Origin of the sequence: Nocardia wallacei (genome assembly GCF_029869545.1) — a bacterium.
Taxonomy (GTDB): domain Bacteria; phylum Actinomycetota; class Actinomycetes; order Mycobacteriales; family Mycobacteriaceae; genus Nocardia; species Nocardia wallacei_A.
Genome location: NZ_JARWQD010000379.1, coordinates 28992 through 45162 on the forward strand (window position 1 = coordinate 28992; position 16171 = coordinate 45162).

The 16171-nt window shown below is 70.1% G+C and carries 19 protein-coding genes; 3 read left to right on the plus strand and 16 right to left on the minus strand.

Translation table 11 applies throughout. The features are described from left to right. Positions 1-4 precede the first annotated feature (4 nt). Positions 5-520: a DUF1990 domain-containing protein gene (locus QH290_RS35590; protein ID WP_280264444.1), complete on the plus strand. Its 516-nt coding sequence runs from the start codon at positions 5-7 to the stop codon at positions 518-520. Between the two features lie 37 nt (positions 521-557). Here the strand turns inward: QH290_RS35590 and QH290_RS35595 are convergent, their stop codons facing one another. After that, positions 558-1025 carry a PPOX class F420-dependent oxidoreductase gene (locus tag QH290_RS35595; RefSeq protein WP_280387790.1) on the minus strand — a complete coding sequence of 156 codons (468 nt, stop codon included), beginning with the start codon at positions 1023-1025 and terminating at the stop codon, positions 558-560. 108 nt (positions 1026-1133) lie between these two features. On the opposite strand from QH290_RS35595, the gene QH290_RS35600 reads away from it, so the two are divergent. After that, positions 1134-1580, plus strand: coding sequence for a MarR family winged helix-turn-helix transcriptional regulator (locus QH290_RS35600; RefSeq protein WP_280387792.1), 447 nt, complete (start codon positions 1134-1136; stop codon positions 1578-1580). Positions 1581-1599: 19 nt separating this feature from the next. Here QH290_RS35600 and QH290_RS35605 read toward each other — a convergent pair whose 3' ends face one another. From QH290_RS35605 to QH290_RS35655, 11 genes are all read right to left on the minus strand, one after another. Then, positions 1600-2523 (minus strand): tyrosine recombinase XerC, encoded by a 924-nt coding sequence (locus QH290_RS35605; RefSeq protein ID WP_280387794.1) that lies wholly within the window; start codon positions 2521-2523, stop codon positions 1600-1602. Between the two features lie 68 nt (positions 2524-2591). Then, complete coding sequence (gene dprA, locus QH290_RS35610) at positions 2592-3770, minus strand: DNA-processing protein DprA (protein ID WP_280387835.1); 1179 nt, start codon at positions 3768-3770, stop codon at positions 2592-2594. Between the two features lie 279 nt (positions 3771-4049). Next, on the minus strand, positions 4050-5558 hold the full coding sequence (locus QH290_RS35615) for a YifB family Mg chelatase-like AAA ATPase (RefSeq protein ID WP_280387797.1): 1509 nt from the start codon (positions 5556-5558) through the stop codon (positions 4050-4052). Further along, positions 5558-5914: a YraN family protein gene (locus QH290_RS35620; RefSeq protein ID WP_280264453.1), complete on the minus strand. Its 357-nt coding sequence runs from the start codon at positions 5912-5914 to the stop codon at positions 5558-5560. The genes QH290_RS35615 and QH290_RS35620 overlap by 1 nt, the downstream gene beginning before the upstream one ends. A 100-nt stretch (positions 5915-6014) precedes the next feature. Next, positions 6015-6320, minus strand: coding sequence for a DUF2469 domain-containing protein (locus tag QH290_RS35625; RefSeq protein WP_011210678.1), 306 nt, complete (start codon positions 6318-6320; stop codon positions 6015-6017). Between the two features lie 43 nt (positions 6321-6363). Continuing rightward, on the minus strand, positions 6364-7107 hold the full coding sequence (locus QH290_RS35630; protein WP_425301598.1) for a ribonuclease HII: 744 nt from the start codon (positions 7105-7107) through the stop codon (positions 6364-6366). A gap of 150 nt (positions 7108-7257) precedes the next feature. Further along, positions 7258-8082: a signal peptidase I gene (lepB, locus tag QH290_RS35635; protein ID WP_425303693.1), complete on the minus strand. Its 825-nt coding sequence runs from the start codon at positions 8080-8082 to the stop codon at positions 7258-7260. 154 nt (positions 8083-8236) lie between these two features. Continuing rightward, positions 8237-8578 (minus strand): 50S ribosomal protein L19, encoded by a 342-nt coding sequence (gene rplS, locus QH290_RS35640; RefSeq protein ID WP_280264455.1) that lies wholly within the window; start codon positions 8576-8578, stop codon positions 8237-8239. 183 nt (positions 8579-8761) lie between these two features. Further along, the gene (locus tag QH290_RS35645) at positions 8762-9628 is read right to left on the minus strand and encodes a hypothetical protein (RefSeq protein WP_280264456.1); all 867 of its coding nucleotides are present in this window, start codon (positions 9626-9628) and stop codon (positions 8762-8764) included. A gap of 164 nt (positions 9629-9792) precedes the next feature. Then, positions 9793-12252 carry a Tex family protein gene (locus QH290_RS35650; protein WP_425303694.1) on the minus strand — a complete coding sequence of 820 codons (2460 nt, stop codon included), beginning with the start codon at positions 12250-12252 and terminating at the stop codon, positions 9793-9795. A 133-nt stretch (positions 12253-12385) separates the two neighbouring features. Continuing rightward, on the minus strand, positions 12386-12967 hold the full coding sequence (locus QH290_RS35655) for a TetR/AcrR family transcriptional regulator (protein ID WP_280387800.1): 582 nt from the start codon (positions 12965-12967) through the stop codon (positions 12386-12388). Positions 12968-13051: 84 nt separating this feature from the next. Here QH290_RS35655 and QH290_RS35660 point away from each other — a divergent pair, with 84 nt between their 5' ends. Further along, positions 13052-13936: an SDR family NAD(P)-dependent oxidoreductase gene (locus QH290_RS35660; RefSeq protein ID WP_280387802.1), complete on the plus strand. Its 885-nt coding sequence runs from the start codon at positions 13052-13054 to the stop codon at positions 13934-13936. A 104-nt stretch (positions 13937-14040) separates the two neighbouring features. On the opposite strand, the gene trmD is transcribed toward QH290_RS35660, so the two are convergent. The 4 genes from trmD to rpsP are packed head-to-tail and all read right to left on the minus strand — an operon-like array spanning position 14041 to position 16001. Further along, positions 14041-14769, minus strand: a complete 729-nt coding sequence (gene trmD, locus QH290_RS35665; RefSeq protein WP_280264461.1) for a tRNA (guanosine(37)-N1)-methyltransferase TrmD — start codon at positions 14767-14769, stop codon at positions 14041-14043. Positions 14770-14772: 3 nt separating this feature from the next. Then, the gene (rimM, locus tag QH290_RS35670) at positions 14773-15312 is read right to left on the minus strand and encodes a ribosome maturation factor RimM (RefSeq protein WP_280387805.1); all 540 of its coding nucleotides are present in this window, start codon (positions 15310-15312) and stop codon (positions 14773-14775) included. Beyond that, entirely contained in the window at positions 15313-15555 is a 243-nt protein-coding gene (locus tag QH290_RS35675) for an RNA-binding protein (protein ID WP_068013624.1), read from the minus strand. It abuts the gene before it with no gap. Next, entirely contained in the window at positions 15555-16001 is a 447-nt protein-coding gene (gene rpsP, locus QH290_RS35680; protein WP_280264464.1) for a 30S ribosomal protein S16, read from the minus strand. Before rpsP ends, QH290_RS35675 begins: the two co-directional genes overlap by 1 nt. Positions 16002-16171: the final 170 nt, after the last annotated feature.

Below are 16171 nucleotides of genomic sequence, written 5' to 3' on the forward strand. Positions count from 1 at the left end.
CGACATGTCCACACCGTCCGGCGTCCCCGCCTTTACCTATGCCGAAACCGGCGCGACCAACGGTGAATTCCCGCCCGGCTACCACCATTTCCGGCTGCGCCGGCGTATCGGATCCGGCCGGGCGGTCTTCGATTCCGCGGCCGCGCAGATCCTGGCCTACCGCATGCAGCACGGCACCGGGATCTTCCATTCGGCGAGCACACCCACGGCCGAGCCGGGGACCGCGCTGACCGTCCGCCTCGGCCCCGGCCCGTTCGGCATCACGGCGCCGTGCCGCGTCGTCTACGTGCTCGACGAGCCGAACCGCGGCGGCTTCGCCTACGGCACCCTGCCCGGCCACCCGGAGATCGGCGAGGAACTGTTCGCCGCCGAATACGATCCGGCCGACGATTCCGTCTACGGCGTAGTCGCCTCCTTCTCCCGCCCCGCCGCCTGGTACACCCGCCTCGGCGGCCCCCTCGTCCGCGCCGTCCAGCGCTACATCGCCGGAAAGTACATCGACGCCATCCGGCCGCGCTGACAGCCGCCGCAGATCGTGGCGAGGCGTGGGCGCGGGGTCAGGCCACGACGTGATCGGGCTGGATACGGAGGATCACCCGCTCGACATTCCGTCTCTGCTCGTAGGGGTAGGTGTCGAGTCCCAGGTATTTGCGGGCCAGCCGGTCCAGGAACGCCTTGTCCGGATCCGGCTCGATCTCGACGACGCGGCCGCGGACCTCCACGTAGCGATAGGGGTCGTCGGGATCGAGGATCGAGACCGACACCCTCGGATCCCGCTGAATGTTGCGGTACTTCTGACGGTCGGTGCCGGTCGAGACGAGCAGTTGCCCACGGGCTGCGTCGAAGTCGAACCACACCGGATGTGATTGCGGCGCACCGTCCGGGCCCAGGGACGCGACATGCGCGAAGCCCTTCTTGCCGAGGATGTCGGTATCGCTGCCGGAGATCGTGACAGGCGTCTTCTTGCTGCGTGTTCGCCGATTGATGTCATCGATATCGTCCGCCCTGTTGCGGATCTCGGCCATCGTCACTCCTCGCGGTTGTGGATGTGGAGCCAGACCCGGGCGCATATTCCGCGCAGGGCTCAGGCATGTCAGCATGTTGACATACAGAGTCTGTGTCAACATGCTGACATGAGTCAAGAGGAGACCGTCGGCGAACTCGCGCGGTCGGTGGGCTATGTCCTCAAGCAGGCCCAGGCCACGCTGCACTCCGCGATGCACGCGGTGCTGCGACCGCTGGATTTGACCGTGTCGCAATACGCCTGCCTCGAACTGCTCGGCCAGTTCCCCGGGATATCCAATGCGGAACTCGCCCGTGGCGCGTTCGTCACCCGCCAATCGATGAACCTCGTCCTCCGCGGGTTACAAGATCGCGGGCTGCTCACCCGACCCGAGCGGGCTCCGCACGGCCGCGTGCTGCCCACCCGGCTCACCGCCTCGGGACAGGAGAAGCTGCACGCCGCCAGCGTGGCCGTGCGTGCCGTCGAACGGCAGATGTTCTCCCCGCTGTCCGCGGTCGAAAAGACTCGGCTGCGCGACGACCTGGTGGCGTGTCTGGCCGCCTTACCCGAGCAGTGACAGCCCTACGGCCGCGCCCTCAGGCGCGCGGGTGGGCCTGGTCGTGGACCTTTTTCAGCCGTTCGATGGAGACGTGGGTGTAGAGCTGGGTGGTGGCCATGCTGGCGTGGCCGAGTAGTTCCTGCACGACGCGCAGGTCGGCGCCGCCCTCCAGGAGGTGCGTGGCGGCGGTGTGACGCAGGCCGTGCGGGCCCATGTCCGGGGCGCCGGGTATCGCCGAGATCACCTCGTGCACAACCGTTCTGGCTTGGCGCTGGTCGAGTCGGCGGCCGCGGCGGCCGAGCAGCAGGGCGCGGCCGGAGTCGCCGGTCGCGAAGGACGGGCGGCCCGAACGCAACCAGTCTTCCAGGGCCTGGTCGGCCGGGACACCGAAGGGAACAGAGCGCTCCTTGTTGCCCTTGCCGAGCACCCGGACCAGTCGACGCTCCCGATCGACGTCGTCGATGTCCAGCCCGCACAGTTCGCTGACGCGAATCCCGGTCGCGTACAGCAGCTCGACGATCAGCCTGTCCCGCAGCGCCATCGGGTCGTGTTGCGCCGCACCGGATTCCGCGGCGCGCATGGCGGTGTCCGCCTGTTCCCGCCCCAGCACCGCGGGCAGCACCCGATGCGCCTTCGCCGATCCCAGCCGGGGCCCGGGATCGACGGCGAGCCTGCCGGTTCGGGTCAACCACTCGGTGAACGTCCGGGCCGCCGAGGCGCGCCGGGACATCGTGGTGCGGGCCGCGCCCTCGCTGGCCTGCGCCGCCAGCCACGATCGCAGCAGCGGCAGATCCACCTCCGCCACACCGGAATCCGCCGACCGCGCCACCAGATGCCGCAACAGGGACCGGGCATCGCCCAGATAGGCCCGCACCGTATGCGCCGACCGATTCCGCCCGAGCCGCAGATGCCGCCCGTACTCCGCGAGCAGCGCATCCAGATCCTCGGGCAGATCGTCCATCCCACCACGGTCACCCGCCGTGCGAGCATTGGCAAGCCGCCCCGCCGAGCCCACCCCCGGCGACTCCATCACTTCTCCCGGCCCTGAAACGTTCGGTACCAGCCGCTTTCGTCGTACCCGACCAGCCCGGCGAGTTCGAGTGCGGGCAGGCCCGCGCGCACGGACGGAAGTGAGAGGCCGGACTGGTGCGCGAGTTCGTGGGGGGCACGCGAGCCCACCGTGGGCAACGCCGCATAGATCGCCGTCAGGTCCTCGTCCAGCTCGGAGGCGGGGTCGGCGGCGGGGGTGCCCGGCAGTGACAGGCGCAGCGGACCGATCTCATCGATGACCTCCTCGGCGCCGCCCACCAGCAGCGCCTCGCCGTCGCGGATCATGCGATGGCAGCCCACCGAGGACGCGGCGGTGATCGGACCGGGCACGGCCAGCGCCGGACGGCCCAGGCGCCGAGCCCATTTCACGGTGTTGCGGGCACCACTGCGCAGGCCCGCCTCCACCACGAGCACACCGTCGGCCAGTGCCGCGATGAGCCGATTCCGGGCCAGGAAGTGGTGTTTGTGGGCGACCGTCCCGGGCGGATACTCGCTGACCACCACGCCGAGGTCGGCGATCTCGGCGAGCAGTCGCGCGTGCTGGGCCGGATAGGGCCGATCCACCCCGCACGCCAGGACGGCGACCGTGGACCCGCCCGCGGCCAGCGCCGCGCGATGCGCCGCGCCGTCGATACCGAACGCGGCCCCCGAGACGATCGTCCAGCCGCGCCCGGCGAGATCCCCGGCGATATCGGCGGTCGCGTGCTCGCCGTACCCGCTGCTGCACCGCGCGCCCACCACGGCCAGCGCCTGGTCCGTGCAGTCCAGCAGCGACAGCGGGCCGCGCGCCCAGAGCACCAGGGGCACCGCGGCACCGGCATCCCGCGCCGGATCGAGCTGGCTCAGCCCGAGCAGCCGCCAGGCGGGCCACTCCGGGTCGTCCGGGGTCACCACGCGCCCGCCGAGCCGCGCCATCGACTCCAGATCCCGCTCGGCACAGTCGATTCCGCGCCGCGTCTCGGTGGGCCCGCGCAGCGACTGCGGCAGATCGCATTCCCGCACCGCCCGCGCCGCCTCGACGACGCCCACCTGCTCGATCAGCGCCGACAGCGCCGCACACGGACCTCCCACCACCCGCGACAGATACACCCACGCCAGCCGCCGCGCATCGGCATCGGTCGTAGGTTCGCTCGCGCCACCGGGAACGACCTCCGGCATGTCGCCGCTGTCGAGATCGACCTCACCCGCGGTCATCCGGCACCCTCGCCGACACACTCGCCCGGCCCTGGACCTGATGTCCGCCGAATCGCCGGTACCCGGCGGGGCCGACCACAGCCGTCGTACGCAGGCTGCACTCTCGCGTCGCAGGAACGGCGGCCGGTTTCGCCGCAGCGACCCGAAATACCCACGTGCGCACCCGAATAGCGCGCGCCGCGGTGGCGAGGACGATCGCAAAAGAACTCGGTGGTCCTCCGATCGTGCGCCGCCGGTCCCCGCTCACGACGCACCCCGCTGCCGGAAATTCAGCGCCTGCAGGACATCCTGCGTGGTCGGCACGTCTCCACCCCGCAGGTCGCTTATCGTCCACGCGACACGGATGGCCCGGTCGGCTCCACGCGCCGACATGCGCCCCTGGCGGAGGGCGTTCTCCACCGGAGCCAGCGACTCCCTCGGCAACCGGAATCGTTGGCGCAGTACGTGTCCGGGGACCTCGGCGTTGGTGACCCACCCGTGGCCCGACCAGCGCCGCACGGCGGCCTGGCGGGCCAGCTCGACGCGCCCCCGCACCACCTCGCTACTCTCGGCCTCCGACGACGCGAAGGCGCCCGCCGCCTGCCCGTGCATCTGCACCGAGATGTCGATCCGGTCCATCAGCGGCCCCGACAGCTTGCCGAGGTACCGCCGCCGCGCCAGCGGTGCGCAGATGCAGTCCACATCGCGGGCGGGCGCGCACGGACACGGATTGGCCGCGAGGATGAGCTGGAAGCGCGCCGGATACCGGGCCACCCCGTCGCGGCGGGCGATGCGTACCTCGCCCTCCTCCAACGGCGTGCGCAGGGCCTCCAGGACCTTGGTACCGACCTCGGCGCACTCGTCGAGAAACAGCACACCGCGGTGGGCGCGGCTGACCGCTCCCGGCCGGGCCGAGCCGGAACCGCCGCCGACCATCGAACTCACCGACGACGAGTGGTGCGGCGCGACGAACGGCGGCATCGTGATCAGCGGGTGGTCGCCGGACAGCGTGCCCGCCACCGAGTGGATCGCCGTCACCTCGAGTGATTCGGTCTCGCTCAGCGGGGGCAGCAGGCCCGGAAGTCGCTGCGCCAGCATGGTTTTCCCGATGCCGGGCGGCCCGGTGAGCAGCAGGTGATGGCCCCCGGCCGCGGCCACCTCGAGCGCCCAGCGCGCCTCGTCCTGCCCCACCACCTCGTTGAGGTCGCCGGTGGTCCGCTCCGACGGCGGAACGATCCCGTCCGGTTCGCGCAGGACGCCGTCGCCACGCAGCCAGTCGACGAGCTCGCGCAGCGTCGCCGCGCCGAGCACCGTGATCCCGTCCACCAGACCCGCCTCCCCGAGCGTGCTCTCCGGCACCACCACGGTCGACCGCCCCGCGCCCCGCGCCGCCAGCACCGCGGGCAGGATGCCGCGCACCCGCCGCACCCGCCCGTCCAGCGCCAGCTCGCCCAGCAGCACCGCGCCCGCCAGCCGGGCCGACGGAATCGCGTCCCCCGCGTCGAGCACCGCCGCCGCCAGGGCCAGGTCGTAGACGCTGCCCATCTTCGGAAGCGTCGCGGGCGACAGCGCCAGGATGACCCGGCCGTCGGGCCATTTCTCACCGGAATTGGTCACCGCCGCCCGCACCCGGTCCCGCGATTCCTGCAGCGTGGTGTCGGGCCGCCCGACCAGATGTACCGACGGCAGCCCCTGCCCGATATCGGCCTCGATCTCGACCAGCTGCCCGTCGACGCCGGTCACCGCGACCGAATGGGCCCGGCCCAGCGCCATCAGAACACCGCCCGCAGATGTTCGATGACCGGCTCACGGTCGCGGGACAGCAGCACCGACACCACGTCGAAGCGCACCCGCAGCCACGGCCCCGCCTGCTCGTTGAGCCACAGCAGGGCCAGCCGGCGGATGCGCTGTTGTTTGCGGAACGTCACCGCCTCCGCCGGGGCCCCGAACCCCAACCCGGAGCGGGTCTTCACCTCGACGAACGCGGTGAACTCCGCATCGCGGGCGATCAGGTCCAGCTCGCCGTACCGGCAGCGCCAGTTCCGTTCGACGATCTCCATTCCGGCCTCGCGCAGGAACTGCGCGGCCAGCTCTTCCCCTTGCGCGCCGAGCGCCAGATTATCTGCCACCCGTCCAGCGTGACCGAAACCCCAACCCGCTCAACGACTCCGACCTGGGCGAACAAGAAGTCTGTTGATAACCGCGAGCCTGTGCACAACCGGGGGCGACCTACTCGGGTAACCGCAGGTCCGGCTTCTCCAGCTCCTCGATGTTCACGTCCTTGAAGGTGATCACCCGAACATGCTTGACGAAGCGGGCGGGCCGGTACATGTCCCACACCCACGCGTCGGACATGCGCACCTCGAAATACACCTCACCGTCGGCGTTCTGCGGGCGCAGTTCGACGGAATTGGCGAGATAGAAGCGGCGCTCGGTCTCCACCACGTACGAGAACTGACCGACGATGTCCTTGTACTCGCGATACAGCGAGAGCTCCATCTCGGTCTCGTACTTCTCGAGGTCCTCTGCACTCATCTGGTGGAATGTCCTCCTTCTCGCCACAATGCGTGTGCCGACATCATCTCGCATGGGCGGTGCCGGTAGCCACTCGCCTCGATTCGGGCATGTCCGGGTCGGTGATCGCCGCCTCCGCATCGAACATCGCGGCATCGACCATCTCGTCCGGCCCCGCCTCCTCGGCCTGGCCGTTGAGCCGCACGTTCTTCCAGGACCGGCGGTGTTCGCTGCTCGGCCCGAGTTCCTTCAGGGCGGCCAGATGCTCCGGGGTGTTGTACCCCTTGTGCGCGGCGAAGCCGTAACCGGGCATCCGCTTGTCCAGGTCCACCATCATCCGGTCGCGGGTCACCTTCGCGAGGATGCTGGCCGCCGCGATGCAGGCCGCGGACGCGTCGCCGCCGATCACCGGCAGCGACGGAACGGGAATGCCGGGCACGCGGAAGCCGTCGGTGAGTACGTAGCCGGGGTCGGCGCCCAGCCCCGCCACCGCCCGGCGCATGCCCTCGATATTCGCGACGTGGATGCCGATGGCGTCGATCTCCCAGGCCGGGATCACCACCACCTGCCACGCCAGCGCCCGCCGCTTGATGATCGGGAACAGCCGCTCGCGGGTCGCCTCGGTGAGCTTCTTGGAGTCGTCCAGTTCGGCCAGCGAATCGTAGGCCTTGGGCGCCAGCAGGCAGGCCGCGACGACCAGCGGACCGGCGCAGCATCCGCGCCCGGCCTCGTCGACGCCCGCGACGGGCCCCAGCCCGCTGCGGATCAGCGCCGCCTCCAGGGTGCGCAGACCACCGGCCTTGCGCATCACCACCCGGGGCGGCCAGTCGCCGCTGCGAACAGCGATGGATCGAATCCCGTTGCCGCCCTTACCCTTGCGGGCGACGCGCTGCTGGTTCCGCGCCACTGTTCCCACCATTCGATTATCCGCGCGTTCGATATCCGGCTGCCACCCGGGTCAGTTGGTCTGGGGATCCTCCGACCGGATCGGCCCGATCCGGTTCGGCGGCCAGATCTTGAACACGGCCTTGCCGCGGATGTCGTCGACGGGCACGGTGCCGGAGTATTCGTCGTCGACGTGCGCGCGGGAGTCGGCGGATTCGTTGCGGTTGTCGCCCATCACCCACACGTTGCCGTCGGGAACCTTGACCGGCCCGAACTCCCGGCCCACCGGGTTGATCCGCAGTGCGCCCTGCACATTCGCCGCATAGGGCAGGCCCGGCTGGTACGGGAAGCTGTAGTGCGCGTACGGCTCGTCGAGCGGCTTGCCGTCGACCATCACCCGGCCCTGCGCGTCGCAGCACTGCACGGTCTGCCCACCCGTCGCGACCACCCGCTTGACGAGGTCGTTCTCGTCGGGCGGCACGAGCCCGAAGAACGAGAAGAAGTTCTGGACGCCACGGATGACGACGTTGCTGGAGCGGTTGGAGCGGTAGGCCTTGTTCCAGGAGTTGGTCGGGCCCACGAACACCACCACGTCGCCGGGCGACGGGTCCCCGAAGTCGTAGCTGAGCTTCTCGACGTAGATGCGGTCGCCGGTGCACCCGGCGCACCCGTGCAGCGTCGGCTCCATCGACTGCGACGGGATCACGTACGGACGGCCGATGAAGGTCACCACCAGGGCGGCGATCACCGCGGCGATCACGATCAGGATCGGCAGCTCCTGCCAGAACGGGCGCTGCTTCTTCTGCTTCTTGGCCCGCGACCGCCGCCTCGGCGTCGTTCCCCCCGCGCGTTCGTCATCCGCTCCGGACACCCGCACCGAGTCGATTTCGTCTGCCACGCCGAACAGCGTAGCCCGGCATGCCGAGTGCCCGCGCAGTGCCGCCCCGGCCGGGGAAGGAAACCCCTGGCCGCAAGAAAAGGAAAATCCCCCGGCCGCAGGAAAAGGAAAACCCCCGGCCGACCGGCCGGGGGTCTCGAGCAGCGTCGCTACCTCAGCGCTTTTCCTTGATCTTGGCGGCCTTGCCGCGCAGATCGCGCAGGTAGTACAGCTTCGCCCGGCGGACATCGCCGCGGGTCACGACATCGATGTGGTCGATGGTGGGGCTGTGCACCGGGAAGGTGCGCTCGACACCGACGCCGAAGGACACCTTGCGGACCGTGAAGGTCTCGCGGATGCCGCCACCCTGGCGCCGGATCACGGCGCCCTTGAAGACCTGGATGCGCTCCTTGTTGCCTTCGATGACCTTCACGTGCACGTTGATGGTGTCGCCCGGCCGGAAGTCGGGGACATCGGTGCGCAGCGACTTTTCGTCGACGAAGTCGAGGGTGTTCATTTCCGTCCTTTGGAAGTTCGCGTGAACAGAGGAACCTGGCGGCGATCGCTCGACCGGTTCGTGCTCCGGATAATGGGCGGTGCGCCGGGCGGACTCGCCCAGGGCAACCCGGCTATTGTGCCAGACCACGCGACCGGAGGGTTAATCGGGTTGCCAGTGCCGCCCATGGCCGCTACGAGCCGCTCAGTCGGCCGCCTTCCTGCCGACCCGGAGCGGGTGCGGCGGCGCGGGCGCGGGCACCACCGTGCGGGCCAGTTCCTCTTCCGTCGCGCGGCGCACGTGGGCGACGACATCCGGGCTGCCCGCGATCAGGTCCTGCACGAAGATCTTGGCGCGGATCACCGGGCGGCGGTAGCGGCGTTCGCGCCGGATCGCCCGCTGCATCAGTTTCGCCCGGCCCGCATAGCGCCAGCGCGCCCAGGGTGCTCCGGGGCGGCTGAGCCGGAACGCGCCGACCACCAGCAGCGGGAGGAAGAACATGCCGAACAGGCCGGTCCAGATCTTGCCCTTGGCGATGACGATCGCCGCCAGCGCCAGGTTCACGACGGCGAACAGCGCCCCCAGGATCTGGCCGGGCCTGCTGCCGTCGTAACGAATGTCGTTGACCTCGAGCAGCCACAGCGGATGGAAGCCGAGCAGCAGCAGCCCCGTCACCGCCAGTGCCACGAAGACCGCGTCGACCGAGGTCCTGCCCTGTTCCTCCCAGTACACGTCGCGCAGGTAGTAGATGAGCGCGAACTCGTCGAGCACGAGGGCCGCGCCGACACCGAACGCCGCCGCCAGCGCGCTCACCGTGCCGACCCCGGAGCCGTACGTCGCGACCAGCCCGATGCCCGACAACAACACGAGCACGACCCCGAACACCATGTGGTGGATGTGCACGTCCCCGGCACGCAGATTGCCCGGCCACCAGCGCACCTGCTTGCGGATCAGGCGGACGCTCAGGCGGATCAGCAGGAATCCGACGATGAATCCGAGCAGGAAGCACAGCAGCGGCAGGCGTCCCTGCGCGATGACCGAGTCATCGAGCCACCGTCTGATACCTGCCATGTCCCAGTCGTCTCCGGAGTCGCCGCGGGATCGGTCCCGTACCCGGATCCGGACGCCGCGCTGTGCCGGACCCGCTGCCACATTGTGCAGGAACTACGTGACGACCGGCCGAACCGGAGCATGCCGGATGACGACGGTGTGCGGCTGCGGGCGCCAGCCGGTCGCTACTTGCCGAATCCCGCCCGGCGCAGCGCGTCCGCCATGGCCCCGGAGGGCTCGGGAGCATTGCGGCGCTGTTGATTACCGCGCCCCTGGTTGCCACGCCCCTGGCCGCCGCCCTGGCCACCGCGGTTCTGACCGCCGCCCTGGCCACCACGGTTCTGGCCGCCACCGCGGCCCTGCTGGCCCTGCGGGCGCTGGCCGCCGCGCCCCTGGCCGCTCTTGTCCGGCTTGCCGGGCTCGTCGTCGAGCCGCAGGCTCAGGCCGATGCGCTGACGGGCCACGTCCACCTCCAGCACCTTGACCTTCACCACGTCGCCGGACTTCACGACCTCACGCGGATCGCGAACGAAATTGTGCGACATCGCCGAGACGTGCACCAGACCGTCCTGGTGCACGCCGACGTCGACGAACGCGCCGAACGCGGCGACATTGGTGACCACACCCTCGAGCACCATGCCGGGCTGCAGATCGGCGACCTTCTCCACGCCCGCGGCGAACTCCGCGGTCTTGAACTCCGGGCGCGGGTCACGGCCGGGCTTCTCCAACTCGGCGATGATGTCGGTGACGGTGGGCACGCCGAACGTCTCGTCGGTGAAATCGGCCGGGCGCAACGACTTCAGCACGCCGCTGTTGCCGATGATCTCGAGCACGCCGCGACCGGTGCTGTCGACGATGCGCCGCACCACCGGATATGCCTCCGGGTGCACCGCGGAATTGTCCAGCGGATCCTCGCCGTCGCGAATGCGCAGGAAGCCCGCGCACTGCTCGAAGGCCTTGGGCCCCAGCCGCGGCACGTCGCGCAGGCCGGTGCGGTTGCGGAACGGGCCGTTCTGATCGCGGTGCGCCACAATGGATTCCGCGACCGAGGAGGAGATGCCCGACACCCGCGACAACAGCGGCACCGAGGCCGTGTTGACGTCGACGCCGACCGCGTTCACCGCGTCCTCGACCACCGCGCCCAGCGACCGGGCCAGCAGCGTCTCCGAAACGTCGTGCTGGTACTGGCCGACACCGATCGACTTGGGGTCGATCTTCACCAGCTCCGCCAGCGGGTCCTGCAGGCGGCGGGCGATGGAGACCGCGCCGCGCAGCGATACGTCCAGATCGGGCAGCTCCTGGGAGGCGTAGGCCGACGCCGAGTACACCGAGGCACCGGCCTCCGACACCACGATCTTGGTGGGCTTGTTCTCCGGAATCCGCGAAATCAGTTCGGCGGCAAGGGCATCGGTCTCGCGCGAGGCGGTGCCGTTACCGATCGCGATCAGGTCGACACCGAAGCGGGCGACCAGGGCGCCGAGCACGGCCAGGGACTTCTCGGTCTGGCCCTGCGGCTTGTGCGGGTAGATGGTCTCGGTGGCCACGACCTTGCCGGTGGGATCGACGACGGCCACCTTGACACCCGTGCGGTACCCCGGGTCCAGCCCCATCGTGGTCCGGGTGCCCGCGGGCGCGGCCAGCAGCAGGTCGCGCAGGTTGGCGGCGAAGACGTCCACGGCGTCCTTCTCCGCGGACTGCCGCAGTCGCATCCGGATATCGATGCCCAGGCTCACCTGCAGCTTGGTGCGCCACGCCCAGCGCACGGTGTCCAGCAGCCACGAGTCGGCCGGGCGGCCCTGCTCGGCGATGCCGAACTGCCGCGCGATGCGGCCCTCGTAGATGGTGCGCTCGCCCTCTTCCGGCTCCTCGGTGTCGGGCTCGAGGTGCAGGGAGAGCACCTCCTCCTTCTCCCCGCGCAGCAGCGCCAGAATGCGATGCGAGGGCAGCTTGGTGAACGGCTCGCCGAAATCGAAGTAGTCGGAGAACTTGGCGCCCGCCTCCTCCTTACCGGCGCGCACCCGGGAAGTGATCTGCCCGCGGGTCCACATCAGCTCGCGCAGCTCGCCCACCAGGTCGGCATCCTCGGCGAAGCGCTCGACCAGGATGGCGCGGGCGCCGTCGAGCTGTTCGGCGTCGTACTGCGCGGGATCGGTGGTGGGGTCGCCCAGCAGCGCGTCGGCGACCGGCTCGTGCCCGGCCTCGCGGGCGATCTGCGCCTTGGTGCGGCGCTTGGGCTTGTAGGGCAGGTAGATGTCCTCGAGGCGGGCCTTGGTCTCGGCGAGCATGATCTGCTGCTGCAGCGCCTCGTCCAATTTGCCCTGGCCGCGAATGGATTCCAGGATCGAAGCCCGGCGCTCGTCCAGCTCGCGCAGGTAGTGCAGCCGCTCCTCGAGCAGCCGCAGCTGCGCATCGTCGAGCGCGCCGGTGACCTCCTTGCGGTAGCGCGCGATGAACGGCACGGTCGACCCGCCGTCGAGCAGATCCACCGCGGCGCGCACCTGCTCGTCGCGCACGTTCAGCTCGTCGGCGATGCGACGGCTGACGCTGGCTAGGCGAACCGTCCCGGCGACCGGCGTATCGGCCGAGACGGAACCGGCGGATTCGGTGCTGGGTGCTGCGCTGACGGATTCTGGGGCTGTCGTCACGCCCGCAGACACTACCGCCGTACCCCGACAGCCAGCCAGGGTGCCGCACCGGAACTACCTTCGGCCGCACCCTGTTACGCTCGCCGCACCCACCTCAACTGCGACAACGGTCGCACGCCGGGACCAGCGCAGATCAGTCGACGCGGGCCGAGGCGCGCAGGTATGCCAGCAGATCGTCGACGAGATCGGCCGGATCGGCGTGTCCCTTGCCCTCGGCCGACAGATGTCCGGCGGCGGCCAGGTCGGCCGCTCCGTGCGCCAGCGCCCGCAGCAGCGCGGCGAGACGTTCGGGATCGCCCGCGGGCACCGTTCCGACGGCCTGCGCCCGGGCGACCAGCGCCACCAGCGCCTGCTGCGCGTTGTGGGCGACCTCGGCCAACTCCGGCGATTCGACCGACCAGCTGCCGAAGACCAGCTTGAAGCGCGCCGGGCGGGACAGCGCCCACGCGATGTAGCTGTGCAGCACCTCCCGCAACACCTCCGCGGGGTCGGGGTACCGCTGTGCGATCGCGGCGAATTCGGTTGCGCGCTCGGATAATTCGCGGGCCGCCACGGCGGCCAGCAGCGCCTGCTTGCTGGCGAAGTGCTTGTACGGGGCATTGTGCGACACCCCCGCGCCGATGCCGACCTCACGCAGCGTCACGGTCTCGACCCCGCCCGCGTCGAGCAGCCGCAGCGCGGAATCGAGCAGGAGATCGCGGGTCGTCGGGGGCATCGGCCCATCCTACGGCGGGGTTGACAACGTCAACCGGGCGACCTAGGTTGACGTTGTCAACCAGGCAGTGAACGGGAGTGGGCAATGCACGACGCACGGACGGCGGTCGTCACCGGTGCGACCAACGGCATCGGTGAGGCGATCGCGAGACAGCTTGCGGCGCAGGGCTGGACGGTGGTGATGGTGGGCCGCGACACCGAGCGGCTGTCGGCGGCGCAGCGCCGTATCCGGACGGCGGTACCGGAGGCCGACCTGAGATCGGAGCTCGCCGATCTGTCGCTGCTGGCGCAGGTGCGCGCGCTGGCGGATCGGCTCGACCCGGCGGCCGTCGACGTGGTGATCAGCAATGCTGCGGTGATCGCGGATCTCGGCGATCACACCGCCGAAGGACTGCAGCGCACCCTCGCGACCAACCATCTGGCGCCGTACCTGCTCCTGCGGCTGCTCGCTGAAAAGCTTTCCGCGACAGGGCGTTCGGCGCGGCTGGTGGTGGTCGGCGCCTCCCCCACCGCGCTGCGCCGAGTGCCGGTGGACCTGGACGATCTGGGTTTCGCGGCCGAGCGGCGGTTCGCCCTGGCGCCCAGCTTCCGGCCCTTCGTAGCCTACGGCCGGACCAAGAACATGAACGCGATGTTCGTCTACAGCCTCGCCCGGCGGCTGGCGGGGACCGGCATCACCGTGAACGGCGCCCACCCCGGCATCATCCGCAATACCGGCCTGGGCCGGGACTCGGCCGCGGGCCTGCTCCGGGTCTTCGGCTGGACGCAATGGCTGAACCCGCTGCTCGGCGGCCCGGACGCGGGCGCGGACACCCCGGTCTGGCTCGCCACGGCACCGGAGCTGTCGGATACGACGGGCCGATTCTTCGTGCGCCGCAAGGCCGTTCGGACCGCCCCGCACACCACCGACACCGCCCGGCTGGACCGGCTGTGGACCGCGAGCGCCGGGCTGGTCGGCCTGCCCGTCTAGGCCGAATCATCCACCGCCACCAGGTCTTTCCGGCATGCTTTCGGCGGGAATGGATGGAGGCGGGCACGCCGAGGAAGGATGGCGCGCATGCTGGACGGGGCGGGCTAGTCGTTGTCCGGGAGGAGGTCTGGGCGGCGTTGGCGGGTGCGGGTCAGGGATTGGGCGTGGCGCCAGGCTTCGATGCGGGCGTGGTTGCCGGACAGCAGGATTTCGGGGACGTCCAGACCGCGCCAGCTGACCGGGCGGGTGTAGCTGGGGCCTTCGAGCAGACCGTCGGAGAACGAATCCTGTTGGTGCGACAGCTGATTGCCGAGTACGCCCGGGATGAGGCGGACCACGGCCTCCGTCATGACCAGCACCGCGGCCTCGCCGCCGATGAGCACGTAGTCACCGATGCTGACCTCTTCGACGCGCACCCGGCGGGCGGCATCGTCGAACACCCGCTGATCGATGCCCTCGTAGCGGCCACAGGCGAAGACGAGATGCCGTTCGGCGGACCAGCGCCGGGCCGTCTCCTGCGTGAACGGAACGCCCGCGGGAGTGGGAACGACCAGCAGCGCGTCGTCGGGACACACCTCATCGAGCGCATCACCCCACACGGTCGGCTTCATGACCATGCCGGGCCCGCCACCGTAGGGCGCGTCGTCGACGGCCTGGTGCACGTCGTGGGTCCACCGGCGCAGGTTGTGCACGCCGAGTTCCACGAGCCCCTTGTCGATTGCCTTGCCCAGCAAGGCGGTTCGCATGGGCTCGAGATACTCGGGAAAAATCGTGACGATATCGAGGCGAAGCGCGGCGTCCTGCGCCGGGGCGGGTTCGTCGACGCTACGCATCGCTCACTCCTCGTCGAGCAGTCCCTCGGGCGGATCGATGACGATCACGCCCTCGGCAACCGACACGGTCGGCACGATCGCGGTGACGAACGGAATGAGGATCTCGCGCCCGGCGGTGCCCCCGGCGCCCTCGGCCGCGCGCACCGAAAGCAGTTCTCCCGCAGCCGAATGCAGCACCTCGGCGACCTCACCGACAACGGTGCCGTCGCCCAGCCGCACGGTGAGCCCCTCGAGTTCGTGGTCGTAATACTCGTCGGGATCCTCCGACGGCGGCAGATCGGCGCTGTCGACCACGAACAGCGTGCCGCGCAACGCATCCGCGGCCTCGCGATCCGAAACACCGTGCAGGCGAACGAGAAGCCGGCCCGAGTGCTCCCGGACCGACTCCACCGTGTACTCCTGTACCGCCTTCGACCGCGGCATGCGCCCGCGCAGCACCGCGCCGGTCGCGAACCTCAGCTCCGGCTCGTCGGTGCGGACCTCGACCACGAGTTCACCGCGCACACCGTGCGACTTGGCGACCCGCCCGACTACCAGTTCCATCTACTGGTCGGTGTCGACCACGTCGACCCGGATACCCCGGCCGCCGATACCGGCGACGAGGGTGCGCAGCGCGGTCGCGGTGCGACCACCGCGACCGATCACCTTGCCCAGATCGTCCGGGTGCACATGCACCTCGACGGTGCGCCCGCGGCGGCTGGTGATCAGCTCGACGCTGACGTCATCGGGATTGGCGACGATGCCGCGCACCAGGTGCTCGACAGCATCGGCGACGACAGCGCTCATTACTCGGCAGCCTCGGCCTTCTCAGCGGTCTCGGCCTTCTCGGCGTCGTCGGCCTTCTTCGACGCCTTCTTCTTCGGCGTGGTGGCCTCGGCGACCGGCTCGCTGTCGGCGGCGGCCAGCGCGGCGTTGAACAGATCCAGCTTCGACGGCTTCTCCGCCTTGGTCTTCAGGGTGCCCTCGGCGCCCGGCAGGCCCTTGAACTTCTGCCAGTCGCCGGTGACCTCGAGGATGCGCTTGACCGGCTCGGTCGGCTGCGCGCCGACGCCCAGCCAGTACTGCACGCGCTCGGAGTTCACCTCGATCAGCGAGGGCTCCTCCTTGGGGTGGTACTTGCCGACGCTCTCGATCGCCCGGCCGTCGCGGCGGGTCCGCGCGTCGGCGACGACGATGCGGTACTGCGGATTGCGGATCTTCCCGAGCCGGGTGAGCTTGATCTTGACAGCCATGGCTGTTGCCTTTCAGGTGGTGGCCGCCGCGGGGACGGCCGGTTGGTCACGGCGCAATTCAGCGACCCACACGGATGCGGGCCCGGTTTTGCGTAGAGTGTGTGACCGCCGCGCGGTACGTAACCGGAGACGGGCTGACACTGTCCCGATGCGGAGCCGCAGGGCTCCGA

What these genes read in the sequence shown, in the direction of transcription:
- rpsP (WP_280264464.1), bottom strand. Translation starts at nt 16,001, where the DNA reads ATGGCTGTCAAGATCAAGCTCACCCGGCTCGGGAAGATCCGCAATCCG.
- QH290_RS35605 (WP_280387794.1), bottom strand. Translation starts at nt 2,523, where the DNA reads ATGGACGATCTGCCCGAGGATCTGGATGCGCTGCTCGCGGAGTACGGG.
- QH290_RS35595 (WP_280387790.1), bottom strand. Translation starts at nt 1,025, where the DNA reads ATGGCCGAGATCCGCAACAGGGCGGACGATATCGATGACATCAATCGG.
- QH290_RS35600 (WP_280387792.1), top strand. Translation starts at nt 1,134, where the DNA reads ATGAGTCAAGAGGAGACCGTCGGCGAACTCGCGCGGTCGGTGGGCTAT.
- QH290_RS35590 (WP_280264444.1), top strand. Translation starts at nt 5, where the DNA reads ATGTCCACACCGTCCGGCGTCCCCGCCTTTACCTATGCCGAAACCGGC.
- QH290_RS35630 (WP_425301598.1), bottom strand. Translation starts at nt 7,107, where the DNA reads ATGCGCAAGGCCGGTGGTCTGCGCACCCTGGAGGCGGCGCTGATCCGC.
- QH290_RS35655 (WP_280387800.1), bottom strand. Translation starts at nt 12,967, where the DNA reads ATGCCCCCGACGACCCGCGATCTCCTGCTCGATTCCGCGCTGCGGCTG.
- QH290_RS35625 (WP_011210678.1), bottom strand. Translation starts at nt 6,320, where the DNA reads ATGAGTGCAGAGGACCTCGAGAAGTACGAGACCGAGATGGAGCTCTCG.
- rplS (WP_280264455.1), bottom strand. Translation starts at nt 8,578, where the DNA reads ATGAACACCCTCGACTTCGTCGACGAAAAGTCGCTGCGCACCGATGTC.
- QH290_RS35660 (WP_280387802.1), top strand. Translation starts at nt 13,052, where the DNA reads ATGCACGACGCACGGACGGCGGTCGTCACCGGTGCGACCAACGGCATC.
- trmD (WP_280264461.1), bottom strand. Translation starts at nt 14,769, where the DNA reads ATGCGTAGCGTCGACGAACCCGCCCCGGCGCAGGACGCCGCGCTTCGC.
- QH290_RS35615 (WP_280387797.1), bottom strand. Translation starts at nt 5,558, where the DNA reads ATGGCGCTGGGCCGGGCCCATTCGGTCGCGGTGACCGGCGTCGACGGG.
- QH290_RS35675 (WP_068013624.1), bottom strand. Translation starts at nt 15,555, where the DNA reads ATGAGCGCTGTCGTCGCCGATGCTGTCGAGCACCTGGTGCGCGGCATC.
- QH290_RS35645 (WP_280264456.1), bottom strand. Translation starts at nt 9,628, where the DNA reads ATGGCAGGTATCAGACGGTGGCTCGATGACTCGGTCATCGCGCAGGGA.
- dprA (WP_280387835.1), bottom strand. Translation starts at nt 3,770, where the DNA reads ATGCCGGAGGTCGTTCCCGGTGGCGCGAGCGAACCTACGACCGATGCC.
- rimM (WP_280387805.1), bottom strand. Translation starts at nt 15,312, where the DNA reads ATGGAACTGGTAGTCGGGCGGGTCGCCAAGTCGCACGGTGTGCGCGGT.